The 13,741-nt window shown below is 61.1% G+C and carries 16 protein-coding genes; 5 read left to right on the forward strand and 11 right to left on the reverse strand.

Translation table 11 applies throughout. From position 1 onward, the window contains the following. Nucleotides 1–91: 91 nt before the first annotated feature. The 4 genes from V7066_RS06225 to V7066_RS06240 form a co-directional block, all read right to left on the reverse strand. The gene (locus tag V7066_RS06225) at nt 92–664 is read right to left on the reverse strand and encodes an RNA polymerase sigma factor (RefSeq protein ID WP_021243451.1); all 573 of its coding nucleotides are present in this window, start codon (nt 662–664) and stop codon (nt 92–94) included. After that, on the reverse strand, nt 661–1,098 hold the full coding sequence (locus V7066_RS06230; protein ID WP_031290470.1) for a periplasmic heavy metal sensor: 438 nt from the start codon (nt 1,096–1,098) through the stop codon (nt 661–663). Before V7066_RS06230 ends, V7066_RS06225 begins: the two co-directional genes overlap by 4 nt. Then, entirely contained in the window at nt 1,095–1,376 is a 282-nt protein-coding gene (locus V7066_RS06235; RefSeq protein WP_017502274.1) for a hypothetical protein, read from the reverse strand. Before V7066_RS06235 ends, V7066_RS06230 begins: the two co-directional genes overlap by 4 nt. Before the next feature lie 135 nt (nt 1,377–1,511). Further along, the gene (locus V7066_RS06240) at nt 1,512–2,108 is read right to left on the reverse strand and encodes a c-type cytochrome (protein ID WP_017502273.1); all 597 of its coding nucleotides are present in this window, start codon (nt 2,106–2,108) and stop codon (nt 1,512–1,514) included. Between the two features lie 211 nt (nt 2,109–2,319). Here V7066_RS06240 and copC point away from each other — a divergent pair, with 211 nt between their 5' ends. Together copC and copD are read left to right on the forward strand one after the other, a co-directional pair. Next, a complete protein-coding gene (gene copC / locus V7066_RS06245) occupies nt 2,320–2,712 on the forward strand; it encodes a copper homeostasis periplasmic binding protein CopC (RefSeq protein ID WP_051035789.1) in 393 nt (130 codons plus the stop codon). Between the two features lie 4 nt (nt 2,713–2,716). Beyond that, complete coding sequence (copD, locus tag V7066_RS06250; RefSeq protein WP_021243454.1) at nt 2,717–3,652, forward strand: copper homeostasis membrane protein CopD; 936 nt, start codon at nt 2,717–2,719, stop codon at nt 3,650–3,652. A 6-nt stretch (nt 3,653–3,658) separates the two neighbouring features. Here copD and V7066_RS06255 read toward each other — a convergent pair whose 3' ends face one another. Next, nucleotides 3,659–4,942, reverse strand: coding sequence for a type II restriction endonuclease (locus tag V7066_RS06255; RefSeq protein WP_132470098.1), 1,284 nt, complete (start codon nt 4,940–4,942; stop codon nt 3,659–3,661). Nucleotides 4,943–5,041: 99 nt separating this feature from the next. After that, nucleotides 5,042–5,314 (reverse strand): flagellar biosynthetic protein FliQ, encoded by a 273-nt coding sequence (locus tag V7066_RS06260; RefSeq protein ID WP_021243456.1) that lies wholly within the window; start codon nt 5,312–5,314, stop codon nt 5,042–5,044. A gap of 172 nt (nt 5,315–5,486) precedes the next feature. Between V7066_RS06260 and V7066_RS06265 the strand changes: the two genes are divergently transcribed. From V7066_RS06265 to cueR, 3 genes are all read left to right on the forward strand, one after another. After that, nucleotides 5,487–6,515, forward strand: a complete 1,029-nt coding sequence (locus V7066_RS06265) for an NAD(P)/FAD-dependent oxidoreductase (RefSeq protein WP_243692778.1) — start codon at nt 5,487–5,489, stop codon at nt 6,513–6,515. 178 nt (nt 6,516–6,693) lie between these two features. Continuing rightward, on the forward strand, nt 6,694–8,988 hold the full coding sequence (locus V7066_RS06270) for a heavy metal translocating P-type ATPase (protein WP_051187041.1): 2,295 nt from the start codon (nt 6,694–6,696) through the stop codon (nt 8,986–8,988). Beyond that, complete coding sequence (gene cueR, locus V7066_RS06275; protein WP_021243459.1) at nt 8,985–9,371, forward strand: Cu(I)-responsive transcriptional regulator; 387 nt, start codon at nt 8,985–8,987, stop codon at nt 9,369–9,371. The genes V7066_RS06270 and cueR overlap by 4 nt, the downstream gene beginning before the upstream one ends. Before the next feature lie 28 nt (nt 9,372–9,399). Here cueR and V7066_RS06280 read toward each other — a convergent pair whose 3' ends face one another. From V7066_RS06280 to istA, 5 genes are all read right to left on the reverse strand, one after another. Next, nucleotides 9,400–9,567: a DUF1289 domain-containing protein gene (locus V7066_RS06280; RefSeq protein WP_081659631.1), complete on the reverse strand. Its 168-nt coding sequence runs from the start codon at nt 9,565–9,567 to the stop codon at nt 9,400–9,402. 25 nt (nt 9,568–9,592) lie between these two features. Then, a complete protein-coding gene (gene dmeF / locus V7066_RS06285) occupies nt 9,593–10,516 on the reverse strand; it encodes a CDF family Co(II)/Ni(II) efflux transporter DmeF (RefSeq protein ID WP_021243460.1) in 924 nt (307 codons plus the stop codon). A gap of 10 nt (nt 10,517–10,526) precedes the next feature. Further along, the gene (locus tag V7066_RS06290) at nt 10,527–10,802 is read right to left on the reverse strand and encodes a metal/formaldehyde-sensitive transcriptional repressor (RefSeq protein ID WP_021243461.1); all 276 of its coding nucleotides are present in this window, start codon (nt 10,800–10,802) and stop codon (nt 10,527–10,529) included. A gap of 149 nt (nt 10,803–10,951) precedes the next feature. Further along, complete coding sequence (istB, locus tag V7066_RS06295) at nt 10,952–11,731, reverse strand: IS21-like element helper ATPase IstB (protein WP_132470100.1); 780 nt, start codon at nt 11,729–11,731, stop codon at nt 10,952–10,954. Next, nucleotides 11,721–13,241 (reverse strand): IS21 family transposase, encoded by a 1,521-nt coding sequence (istA, locus tag V7066_RS06300; RefSeq protein WP_142637815.1) that lies wholly within the window; start codon nt 13,239–13,241, stop codon nt 11,721–11,723. Before istA ends, istB begins: the two co-directional genes overlap by 11 nt. Between the last annotated feature and the right edge of the window lie 500 nt (nt 13,242–13,741).

Genomic DNA, 13,741 nt, shown 5'->3' on the forward strand with positions numbered 1-13,741 from the left:
TATCTCCTTGTTCAACGTGCAGCACTTTGGGTCTGAAAAGACGCTTAAGCGCGGTATCTCTTTATCCTTACGCGCGAGCAGCGCGCACCCCTCATTCCTCAGCGAGTATTTCTGCGAGGCGCGCGCGCGCGCGATACAGGCGCGTCTCCACAGCCTTGCTACTGACGGAAAGCGCTTTGGCGGCCTCTGATTGACTGAGCCCTTCGACGGTCCTGAGCATCAGGACTTCACGCAACGTGGCAGGCAATGCGCTGATCGCCGCCGACAGTCGCTCCACCTCTATTTTCGATTCAGCACTGGCATGTGCGGAGGGTGCGTCATCCGGCACTTGCTCAATCTCATCATCCGACGGCGCGGAGCCAAATGTGAAGAGCTGCCGCACCCTCTGGCGGCGGCGCCAATCGCGACATTTGTTAATCGCGATCCGGGATAGCCAGGCGCGCAACGGACGCGCACCATCATATTTCCGCAGATGGCTGAACGCGGATACAAAGCAGTCCTGCGTGAGATCAAGTGCTTCCTCGGCATTCCCGACCAGGCCGCGCACCAGTCGAAATATCGCTGTCTGGTGCCGACGCATAATCTCGGCGAAAGCCGACTGCCGACCGGCAAGCGTCAGTGCCGCTAGTTCACCGTCCGAACACGCCTGGAGATCCAGACTCACCGTGCATCGTCGGTGAGCGCATGAACCACCGCCTGATCGAAGGTCTTGGCCTGATCGGGGCGAAGGATTTGCCGCATGGCGAAGATGTGCCCGAGCGTTTCCTTTTGCAGTTCGCCCATTGCCTGATGCGACTGATCGACGGCCGCGGTCACACGCGGCCCTTCGCCATGTTCGACCTCGATCGCGGCTGCGAGACGCGCATTGTCCGATCGCAGTTCAAGCTCCAGCGCGCGCCGACGCACGGCGAAACCCTGCTCTAGCAGCTCGATCTTGGCCTTCTGACGATCATCCAGATCGAGCTTGCTGTGCAAGACATCGTGGAGCTCGACGCCGGCTGCCTTGGGCTGCGGGAAAAAGTAGCGGCCCAGGAACACGCCCGCAACCGCCGATGCAAAGGCGACGATGGCGACGAGGAGGAGCAATTTGGGCTTCATTGAGAACCTACCAGCAGCGTCGAAGGGGCAAGCGGATTTGATGGCCCGAAAGGCGATAGCGTGACCGACGCCTCGGCACGCGGCGTAAAGCCATTGCTGGCGATACCCAGCAGTACCGCTCCGAAAGCCGCGACCGCACCGAGGCGGAATTGAGACGCGGTCGAAACCTGCGGCAATGCCGCTATGCGTCGGAACACAGCATCCTCCAGACCAATCAGCCCCGGATGCGTCGGTTCGTTGCGTAAGCGGCTCAGCAGCCGGTCCAGGTCGGTATCCATCGAAAAGTCCAATCCTCAATCAATCCGGGGCAACGGCCCAGGACGTGTTCTTTACTTTCCCCTCTATCAGCCTGTCCGTCAAAGCATCGCACATAGCGGGCAGATCTGAGCAACAGCGACGGAGCAGCCGCAACGCTATGGCGCCGTCTTCGTCATGCCGGGCATATCCTTCATCATCGCGTCATGGTCTTCGGGCGCACTGGCTATTGCCGCCTGATATTGGGCGGGTGACATACGCGGAAGTTGCCTTACGAAAGCCACCATATCCCAGATCAGTTCGTCGCTATGGGTCTTACCCCAAGCTGGCATCGCGGTCAGCTTGACCCCATGCTTGATGATCCAGAATTGCTCCTTTGGCGATCTTTGCTCCTCGCGGGAAAGCTCCGGCGCCCTCGGATAGAGTCCCTGGCTGATTTCGGACTTTTCCAGTCCTGGCCCGAGATGGCAGCCGCTGCACATCTCGGTGTAGAGCCCCGCCCCGCTCTGCAGCCGCTTCACGTCCCCAAGGTTGGCCGGGACATTCACATCACGAGATCGCACGGCGATGGAACGATCTCGGAGCTGCTCGATCAGCCAATAGACCGGTTTGGTGTGCGGCGAATCCGCCCCGATGTCATAGGCACCCACATAGACGACGATCCCCGCTAGCGCGCCGCCGACCAGCGCTGTCGCAGCGATAAAACCTACACTTGGAAAGTGCCTGCGCAGCCAAGTCGTCCTAGCATTCTCCATAGCTTCCTCCCGAGCGGCAGCGTCCCTTGGATCCGGGTGGTTCTCACACCCATCCAATTGTCCATACGCACTGCAAGCTTCGATCCCTCATCTGTCGCGCAGATCTCATTCGCAAATCCCGCCGGGGTTCTGATTTGCAGAATTCTTGCGCGCCTGATGAGGGGTGGCGCCGCGTGGTGCGTAATTCGATGTGTCGGCAGTCTCGCCGCCCATGGAGAAATCGATGTTTCGTAAAACAATCTTTGCCGTCGCCATGGCGGCGTCTGTCCTCACCGCTACCGCTGCGCAGGCTCACCCTAAGCTCAATGCCGCCACCCCTGCCGCAAATGCCGTGGTCGCCGCCCCGACCAGAATTCAGCTCGTCTTTTCTGAAGCGCTCGTCGCACAATTTTCCGGGCTCGACCTGACGATGACCGAAATGCCAGGCATGAAGATGGCGCCGATGAAGATGAACGGCGTCAAGGCCACCGTGGGCGCCGATGGCAAGACGCTCGTCGCGACGCTTGCCAAGCCGTTGCCGGTTGGAACCTACAAGGTCGACTATCACGTCGTCTCTGCTGACACCCATCGCATCCAGGGCAGCTACACCTTCAAGGTCCAGTAAGACCGTGCCGGACATCATAGCGATCGCAGTGAGGCTGGGACTTTTCCTCGATCTCATGCTCCTCTTCGGGTTGCCGATGTTCGGCCTCTACACGTTGCGCGGGACTGAGCGGGCATCCGGCTCGGTCCTGCGTTTCCGGTCGGTGTTGGCGACAATCGCGCTGGCCGGTATCGTATTATCTATCCTGGGCATGATGGTCCTGGCGGCCTCGATGGGGGGCGTGCCACTCGATCAGGTAGACCGCGCCACGGTCAATCTTCTCATATCGGGCACTGCGATCGGGACGGTCTGGCAGGTACGGGTCGCGGCCCTCCTGCTCGTGCTCTATTTTTCCATCGTCGGTTGGCGGCGTCCCGCTTTCGCCCTGTGGTCGCTGTCAGCGACCGCCGCTGTCGCTCTGGCGACCTTGGCCTGGACGGGGCATGGCGCTGCCGACGAAGGCTTGCGGGGATGGGTCCATCTTGGTGCCGATATCATCCATCTCTGGGCAGCTGGCATCTGGGTAGGCGCGTTGTTCGCGCTTTGCCTCCTCGTTTTCCGCCCTGCCGCGCGCATGGCGGTGGATCACATTCACCTCTCGCACCGCGCGCTGGATGGATTTGCGAAGGTCGGATCGGTGGTCGTGGCGCTGCTTATCGTGTCGGGTTTGATCAATAGTTGGATACTGATCGGCCCCTCCAATCTGGGATCCATGTTTACCAGCCTCTATGGCCTGCTGCTGGTGGCAAAGCTGCTGCTGTTCGGCTTGATGCTGTTGCTGGCGGCGGCCAATCGCTACTTTCTGACGCCGTCGCTCGCGGCGGCGATCGAGACAGGCAACACCTCCTCGGCGATAGGGTCGCTCCGCCGCAGCCTCGCAATCGAGACCGGCTGCGCCGTTACCATTCTTATCTTAGTTGCCTGGTTGGGGCTGTTGGCGCCACCTGCCTCCGGGATGTAAAAGGCATCAAGGCAGCGCGCGCGATATCGCCTTGATCGCCTTTAGACCCGAGCCAAACCGGGAAATCGCCTCCTTGTGCCGTTCGAGCTCGCCATAGGGAAGATAGGCGATTTCGAGGTCCGCGATCCGGTTGAACGCGGGCCTTGCGATTTGCGCGCGGACTTCGCTTTCGCGAGCGTCAGGAGCGACAAGAAACAATCCGGCTGTCGCGTGAAGATCGCTGCCGCTCAGCGCAAGGTCCAGCATCCGGACGATACCCGAATAGATGGAGGTCGAATGTTCGACTTCGAAGGCTGCCGCGACCCGGTCGCCGCCTTGCTCCAGCCACAAAACATCGATGAGGCGGATCGCATCCGCTCCCGTCGATGTCGAAATGGAAGTTGGCAGGCTCTCGAGGCACCCCTCCCCCAAGCGCACCCCGTCATGCAGCCGTCCCCGGTCATTGGATGCGATCCAGATGTCATACCCCAGCGCTAGACCGATATCGCGCAGCCACGCCTGGATTTCCGAATGGGTGCGGTCACTCTCGCCCTGCTTTTGCAGCGCTTTGTTGAGGGTTTGAGCTTCGGCCCGGGCTTGCTCGAGGCGCGCGGCCCAGGATCTTAGAGTCTGGTCTTCCTCGTCGCGCGGGGGCGCGGGATAGCGGCCCGAGCCGATGTCGAACAGAAGGCCACCAATGGCGCCCAGATCGTTCGACAGCAGATCGCGAAAACGCTCGTTCAGGTCGAGCACGCCCGAGCGCATTGCGAGAAAATGCTGCCAGCTTCCGAGCTTCACCTTGCCGCCGGTCAGCTTGTTATAGCCGTTGACGATCGCCGTGTTGAACGGCGGCACGAGGGTTGGATGCAGGAAATAGAGGAGGTTGGCCACCGCTGGCCCCAGCCCTTTGATGTTCAGACGATCAATCGTGTGAATACCTGCGATGATCTCTTCCGCGGTGTCGCAACAGGCGCAATGGTCCAGCAATCGACCAAACGCGCGTTGGTTCGCCGGGTTTTCATAGATGTCGGGAATGCGCAATTTGGGCTTCCAGAGAAACGCATGGTCCGCGCCCTTGAAGATCTGCCTCTGCTCGGCGACTGAATGAACGACCGTCTCCAGAGAAGAACCGCGATAGGCCACGCCAAACCGACCGGCTTCGATCTCAGCAACCACCTGAGCCAGACCACGCCTGATCGAGCGAAAGTTCTTGATGCGCTCATCCCAAAGAAACCAGCTCTGGTACGTCGCGTTCGGGTCTTCCTTCCATCGCTGGATCAGTTGCCGCGCCAGCAATTCAAACTCCGCCAAACCCCGCTCCCCTTTCGCGCCGATCCTCTCCGACGCTAGCACTCCGTCCCGTATTCGACCAGTTTTTGCGTGGTCGCCCCGAATGAAAATCGGTCCTCATTATTTGATATCGTCCGGAATATGCGTCAGCAGGTCACGGGTATAGTCGATCAGGAGATCGCCAGCGGTTGCCCCGTAAAGCGCGGGGAACAAGATGAACGTCAGGAGCTTGGGGACGAAGCTCACGGTCTGTTCGTTGATCGATGTAGCAGCCTGGATCATTGAGATAATCAGCCCCACCACCAACATGATTATCAGCGGGGGGCCAGCGACGATCATGATCACCCAAAGCGCCTGGCCCATCGAGGCCGAGAAAGGGCTGTAGGTCTCCATTGCTCCCACCCGACTATGATGCTGACGCCCCTGCCCGTGATGCTGCAACCTTTGTTGCGGGGCGAGCGACACGGAGCGCGATCGGTTGATTCCAATCCGTCTTCCCCACATCCGCTCGCCCCGGCGCCACGCTGCGACCCGTGGGCACCTCGGCTGTCCATCCTGCCAGGCGATGGGCTTCATCTCAATTTACGCAGCGCTGGCGTTTACCCCTCACGACCCGATCTTTTTTTGGAAGAGCGTGTCTCTGTTCGAGGGAAGAGGCATCGTACCGCGTAATATCAGTGACGGCCGAGGTCAGCGAAAGGCTCGCATGTACGATTGCGTCATCATAGGCGGTGGCCCGGCAGGGCTGACAGCAGCCACCTATCTGGGCCGGTTTCTGCGTTCTACGCTGGTCATCGATGCCGGCGACGGCCGCGCGTCCTCCATTCCAGCCACGCACAACCTGATGGGTTTTCCAGACGGCATATCGGGCGACGATCTGCTGTCGCGGATGCGCCGGCATGCCCTGCGTTACGGCGCGAAGCTCTCCGATGGTTTAGCCAATGGGATTGTACAGACCCGGACGGGCTTCCTGGTCACTACAGGTGTCGAGGCCGTCAATACCCGCACGATATTGCTTGCCCAAGGCGTGAGAAATCATCGTCCGCGAATGGCGCTGGAAACGCATGATCGAGGCCTCGTGCAAGGTCTGATACGCTATTGCCCGATCTGTGACGGCTATGAGGTACGCGGCAAGCGGGTGGCCGTGCTGGGGTGCTCAGACCATGGCGCCGCCGAGTCTGTGTTCGTGCGGCACTATAGCGACACCGTCACCTTGCTCGCGCAGGACGGCTCGCAACTGTCGGAGGCCGAAGAGGCAGATCTGGCTCGAAGCGGTATCGCGGTCGAACGCGCCCCTGTCCGAGATTTGTCGATCGATGGAAAGGATCTGATCGCTCAATTGACCGATGGCCGATCGCTTCGCTTCGACACCCTTTATGTTGCCCTCGGAACCTCCCCTCGCTCGGAACTCGCGCACATGGCCGGTGCGAAACTGGACCAGGCAGGGTGCATTGTCGTCGACGAGCATCAACAAACGACGGTCAGCGGCCTGTTCGCTGCTGGCGACATGGTCGAAGGGCTGGATCAAATTGCTGTTGCGGCCGGTCAGGCCGCCAAGGCTGCAACGGCGATCCACAATCTGTTGCCCGGCTGAGACGCCAGCGCAGAATCAGCCATCAAAAATATATGCATGTCGGGCTTGACCCTGACACGATGTCAGACCCCAGATTGCATTTCGTCGATAAGGAGACGAGCCTGTGACTGATCCTGTTCCAGCTAGCAATTCGGGCGCCCATAGCTGCTGCGCCGGCAAGCACGGTGGCGGCACGGACGTGAAAACGGTCAAAGATCCGGTTTGCGGGATGATGGTTGATCCGACGGGAACGTCACATCATGCCTCGCATGACGGCGAGGACTATCATTTCTGCAGCGCGGGTTGCCGCACGAAGTTTGTCGCTGACCCGGAGCGCTACCTGTCCGAGGGTGAGAAGGAGGCGGCAACCGCTCAACCGGGCGCAATCTGGACCTGCCCCATGCACCCGGAGGTCCGCCAGGATCATCCCGGGCCATGCCCGATCTGCGGCATGGCCCTTGAGCCGGAACTTGTGACGGCAGACACTGGGCCGAGCGGTGAACTTCTGGATATGTCCCGGCGTTTCTGGATCGCCTTGCTGCTCACCATCCCGGTGTTTGTCCTGGAGATGGGCAGCCACCTCTTCCCGGCGCTGCACAATCTTGTACCGCCCCAACTATCTGGTTGGCTTCAGTTTGCGCTGGCTACCCCGGTCGTGCTCTGGGCGGGTTGGCCATTCTTTGAACGTGGGTGGGCGTCCGTGCGGACACGGAACCTCAATATGTTCACCCTGATCGCGATGGGCACGGGCGTGGCCTGGGCCTACAGCGTGGTGGCAACCATCGCCCCGTCGGTATTCCCGGCAGCGTTTCGGATGATGGACGGGACGGTCGCGATCTATTTCGAAGCCGCCGCCGTCATTACCGTGCTCGTGCTGCTGGGGCAGGTGCTCGAGCTGCGCGCCCGCGAGCGGACTTCGGGCGCAATTAAGGCGCTACTCAACCTCGCGCCCAAGACCGCGCGCCGCATTGGCGCCGACGGGGATGATGAGGAGGTCTCGCTCGAGCAGGTGGCCGTCGGTGATCGTCTCCGTGTGCGGCCCGGCGAAAAAGTACCCGTCGATGGCAAGGTCGAAGACGGCCGATCCTCGCTCGACGAGTCGATGGTGACGGGCGAGTCGATGCCGGTCACAAAGGCGCTGGGCGATGCGGTCATCGGCGGAACGATCAACCAAAGCGGCGCCCTCGTCATTCGCGCGGAGAAGGTCGGACGCGACACGATGTTGGCGCGTATTGTCCAGATGGTCGCTGACGCCCAGCGTTCGCGGGCACCCATCCAGCGCCTGGCCGATCAGGTCGCGGGATGGTTCGTGCCCGCGGTCCTGCTGATCGCGCTCATTGCCTTTGGCGTGTGGGGAATCTGGGGACCAGAGCCGCGTCTGGCCCATGGCCTGATCGCCGCTGTCGCTGTCCTCATCATCGCCTGCCCCTGCGCCTTGGGGCTGGCGACGCCGATGTCGATCATGGTCGGCATCGGCCGGGGTGCAGGGCTCGGCGTGCTGATCAAGAATGCCGAAGCGCTGGAGCGGATGGAGAAGATCGACACACTGGTCGTCGACAAGACCGGCACGCTGACCGAGGGCCGGCCGTCGGTTACCCGCATCGTTCCCGCGACAAGCTATGAGGAGACCGAGCTGCTGCGGCTTGCCGCCGGCGTGGAGCGGGCATCGGAACATCCGCTGGCGCTGGCCGTGGTCGCCGCCGCCAAGGATAGGGGGATTGCGCTCCCCGAGGTCACCGACTTTGATTCCCCAACCGGCAAGGGAGCGATCGGCACGGTCGATGGCAAGCGCATCACGCTGGGCAATGCCGGCTTCCTGTCAGAAAACGGGATCGAGGTTCGCGCCCTTGAGCCGCAGGCGGATGAGCTGCGCCAAGACGGCGCGACCGCCATCTTCATCGGGATCGACGGACAGGCCGCCGGCATCCTTGCCATTGCCGATGCAATCAAAGAAACGACGGCTGAGGCTATCGCGGCGCTTCGCAAGGAGGGCATCCGGGTTGTCATGCTGACGGGCGACAATCGCACAACAGCACAAGCGGTCGGGCGGAAACTTGGAATCGATGATGTCGAAGCCGAAGTGTTGCCGGATCAGAAAAGCGATGTGGTCTCGCGATTGAAAGCTGAGGGGCGCATCGTGGCCATGGCAGGCGACGGAGTTAATGACGCGCCCGCGCTCGCCGTCGCCGATGTCGGCATTGCGATGGGCTCGGGCACCGATGTCGCAATCGAAAGCGCCGGCGTCACCCTGCTGAAGGGCGACTTGAACGGCATCGTTCGTGCGCGCCGTTTGAGCGAAGCAACGATGTCCAACATCCGCCAGAACCTGTTCTTCGCTTTCATCTACAACGCTGCCGGGGTCCCGATCGCTGCGGGGCTGCTCTACCCGATCTTCGGCATCCTGCTCTCGCCGATCATCGCGGCGGCCGCGATGGCACTGTCCTCCGTCAGCGTCGTGACGAACGCATTGCGGCTCAACCGGGTGGAATTGTGAACATCGGCGCGGCATCGGACGCGAGCGGGGTCTCTCAGCGGATGATCCGCCATTACGAGAAAATCGGCCTGATCCCGTCGGCGGCGCGGCGGGATAGTGGGTATCGCGACTACTCGGATGCCGATGTGCATCGACTTCGGTTCATAGCCAATGCCCGCGACCTCGGCTTTCCAATCGAAGAAATCCGAAAGCTGCTTGATCTATGGTCCGATCGGGCCCGCGCCAGTGCCGAGGTCAAGGCACTGGCAGAGTCCCGCGCAGCCGACCTTGGCCGCAAGGCGGACGCGCTTAATGCGATGCGAGCAGCGCTGATGGATCTGGCGAGGAGCTGTCACGGTAACAATCGGCCGGAATGTCCGATCCTGACGCATCTGGAATCTTGAATCTAGTCTTCGCGCGGGGCCTTCGCGCTCATTTCTGCAACTCGCGACCCGCCAGTTTCGCGAGCCGGCGCGGAAGATCGGCAGCAATCTTGCGTTGCTGTTGAGGCTGCGCCTTCTTCCATGCCCGGCATTCGGGTTTGGACCTACCGCACCCTCGACACCACCCGGTCGTGCCATCGAAACGGCACAGGTCTATGCACGGCGACTTAACAGCAACCTCGTCAGTGGCATTCGACTGTTAGGTGCTTCAACTCATGGACCGGCACGAGCCGGTCGCGGATCACGCCTGCATTGATCCCCGCACTGCCGACCACTCCGACGATGGCGGCATGGGCCTCGGGACCGACACGCCAGACATGCAGATCGGCAATACGCACATCGCCTGGCCCTTCAACGAGATCCTGTATTTCCTCGGCAACATGGCTGTCGGTCGAGTCGAGGAGGACTGAGGCGGTATCTCGCATCAGGCTCCAGGACCAGCGGGCGATTACGACGGCTCCCACGATCCCCATGACGGGGTCCATCCACACCCAGCCAAGGTAGCGGCCTGCCAGAAGGGCCGCGATTGCCAATACCGATGTGAGAGCGTCGGCGAGGACATGCACATACGCCGAGCGGAGATTGTTGTCGCCGCCATGGGCATGATGGTCGTGGGCATGATCGTCATGCCCATGATGGTGGTGGTGGCTGCCCGACAGCAGGAAGGCGCTGAGGATATTCACGCCAAGCCCAACGACGGCAATCAGGGTCGCCTCGCCGAAGGCAACCTTTATGGGCTCGAACAGCCGAAGGATCGATTCAATCCCGATCCCCAGGGCGATCAGGCCCAGCACCAGCGCCGAGGCGAAGCCCGCCAAGTCGCCGACCTTGCCTGTTCCGAAGCTGAACCGCCGGTTCGATGCATGCTGCTTGGCATAGGCATAAGCAATCGCTGCGACACTCAACGCGCCAGCATGCGTTGCCATATGGAAGCCATCGGCCAGCAGCGCCATCGATCCGGTGACATAGCCGGCGAAAATCTCGCCGATCATCATCACAGCCGTCAGCACCACCACCCACAGCGTCCGACGAGCGTTGTCGTCGTGAGAGGCCCCCAGATACACATGGTCGTGCACAAAGGCGTCAATATCGCGGGACGTCGTCATGATCTCAGCCTTATTTCGCGTAGCGGCGTATGACCGCGATCAATTCGTCTGCTCCCGCGGCACGATCTTCGGCCGTGAGGTCGGGGTCCGCCACATGGGCTCGGACATGCTCTTCAATAATCTCGTCCATCAGCCCGTTCATGGCGCCGCGCGCCGCTGCAACGAGATGCAGAGTCGTCGTGCAATCGGCGTTGGCGGTCAGCGCTTTCTCGATCGCCGTGACCTGCCCGGCGATACGTCGCACGCGCTTCAGGAGCTCATCACTGCCTTCGGTCAAATGTCCCATAGCATACCCCCCTACCCTATCTCGTTGGTGATAGCCAGAGCAGTCTCAGGCCCCCGAGCCTGTTGATTGCCACTGAGATGTGACCCAGGGTTTCCATTGAGAATTGACCCGGGTGGGTATGGGTTATGTGCTGCCGTATCCTGGCAGGTTCAAGATGCTGGCTTCTCCTTTCTGGCTTTTGGCGCAGCGGTGCTGGCACGGAAGCGGAAGCTGTCGTTTCCGGTTTCCAGGATGTGGCAGTGGTGGGTTAGCCGATCGAGCAACGCGGTGGTCATCTTGGCATCGCCGAACACGCCAGCCCATTCGCTGAAGCTTAGGTTGGTGGTGATGACGACGCTGGTGCGCTCGTACAGCTTGCTGAGCAGATGGAAGAGCATGGCTCCGCCCGATGGGCTGAAGGGCAGATAACCCAGCTCGTCGAGGATGAGCAGGTCGAGACGTAGCAGGCGTTCTGCCAGCTGGCCGGATCGGTTCATGGTCTTTTCCTGCTCAAGCGCATTGACCAAATCGACCGTGGAGAAGAAGCGGACCTTCTTGCGGTGATGCTCGACGGCCTGGACGCCCAGCGCAGTTGCGATATGGCTCTTGCCGGTTCCGGGCCCGCCAATCAGCACGACATTGTCGGCGTTTTCCATGAAGTCGCCCTGATGAAGCTGGCGGACGAGGGCTTCGTTGATCTCGCTGGCAGCAAAGTCGAAGCCAGCCAGATCCTTATAGGCCGGGAAGCGGGCCGCCTTGATTTGATAGGCGATGGACCTGACCTCGCGTTCGGCCATCTCTGCCTTCAGGAGTCCAGCGAGCATCGGCACGGCAGCATCGAAGGCAGGCGCGCCCTGCTCGATCAGTTCGTCGGCGGCCTGAGCCATGCCGAACATCTTGAGGCTGCGCAGCATGACGACGACCGCGGCGCTGGCGGGGTCATGACGCATGGCGGATATCCCTCAGCCTGTCATAGCGAACGACATTGGCCTCGGGCTCCTGCGTCAGGCGCAGGGCTTGAGGCGCATCGATCGGCGAAGCTGGAGGCGCCTTGCCGTCGATGAGGCGATGTAACACGTTGAGAACGTGAGTCTTGGTGGCGACACCGGCCCCCAAAGCCAACTCGACCGCGCTCAACACAGCCTGTTCGTCGTGATGCAGAACGAGAGAAAGTATCTCGACCATCTCCCTGTCGCCACCAGGGCGCTTGAGCAGATGGCCCTGTAACTGCCGGAAGGCTTCGGGCATCTCGAGGAAGGGAGCGCCATTACGCAAGGCGCCGGGCTTGCGCTGGATTACCGCCAGATAATGCCGCCAGTCATAGATTGTGCGTCCCGGCTTGTGATGAGAGCGCTCGATGAGCCGGGCATGTTCGCACACGATCTGGCCTTCGGCCGCTATGACCAGACGATCAGGGTAGATCCGCAGGCTGACCGGTCGGTTCGCGAAGGAGGCAGGTACCGAGTAGCGGTTGCGGTCAAAGGCGATGAGGCAGGTCGGCGACACGCGCTTGATCTGCTCGACAAAGCCATCGAAGGGCCGGCCCAGCGGCATCAGGCAGGAAACTTCCTCGGCATGCGCATCGGCCACCGTGCCGGGCATGACGCCATGCTGGATATCGCTCCATTGGACGATGCATTGCTCTTCCAGCCAGGCGTTCAGCTCAGCCAGGCCAGGGAAACTGGGCATCGGTTGCCACAACCGGCGCCGAGCGTCCTGGACGTTCTTCTCGACCTGACCCTTCTCCCAACCAGAAGCCGGATTGCAGAAATCCGTCTCGAACAGATAGTGGCTGGCCATGGCGGCAAATCTTGCGTTGACCTGCCGCGCCTTCCCGGTCCCGATCTTGTCGACAGCGGTCCTCATATTATCGAAGATCCCACGCTGGGGCACGCCGCCCAGCACTCGGAACGCCTGCGTCAGCGCGTCGAACAGCATCTCATGGGTCTGGAGCAGATAGGCGCGGACGATGAAGGCGCGGCTATGCGCCAGTTTGGTATGAGCGACCTGCAGCTTCGTGGGCTTGCCATCCAGTACGGCATAGTCCTCGCTCCAGTCGAACTGGAACGCCTCGCCAGGCTGGAAAACCAGGGGCACGAATGTTCCACGCCCGCTGGTCTGCTGCTCATATTGCAGCTCGGTCCGCCATCGTCGGGCAAAAGCGGCAACCCGGTTATAAGAGCCATCGTATCCCAGCTCGACCAGATCAGCATGCAACTGCTTGGCAGTCCGCCTTTGTTTACGGGACTTCTTGGATTCCACTCGCAACCAGGCCGTCAGCTTCTCGGCGTAAGGGTCGAGCTTGCTCGGCCGGATCGGAACCTTGAAGCTCGGCTCAATCGCGTCAGAACGCAGATATTTGCGGATGGTATTGCGGGACAGGCCGGTCCGCCTCTTGATCTCCCGAATGGAGATCTTCTGCCGGAAATGCCACCGGCGGATCACACTGAGTAAGTCCATGTCGATCACTCCACGACCCTCCGACTGGCAGCCGGAGGCGAGGGAAACATGGGTCAATTCTCAATGGTAATTTATACGCCCCCCGGGTCACATCTCAGTGGCAATCAACACCATACGCTTACCTATGCCCTCAGATAAAGCGTATTGCACGGCAACGATATGGGGACCTTGAGGCAAGACGTGATGCGTGATTAACTCCTGTGGGCCGATGGCGCTTATATTTGCGACGCCAGCTAGCGCGCGGCACTGGCCGTGTTAGTCAGCACGCACCGTCGCCTATCATTCGCGACGACCTCACCAGTCATGGCGCCGATCTCAGGATCGATGAACATTACACCGGCTCTGGCGGGCGGCCGCTCTGCGCGCCCCGCAAGAGTTTGGCTTCTGCCCGTGCATGCAGGCCTTTCCGGACAGGCTGCTCGCACCGGTTAACGTCTATCCGTCCATCACACCGCTATTGGGCAAGTGTATACCAAGCGTCCAAATTCGCGGATTTTTAG

It is taken from the genome of Novosphingobium sp. (genome assembly GCF_036820275.1).
Taxonomy (GTDB): domain Bacteria; phylum Pseudomonadota; class Alphaproteobacteria; order Sphingomonadales; family Sphingomonadaceae; genus Novosphingobium.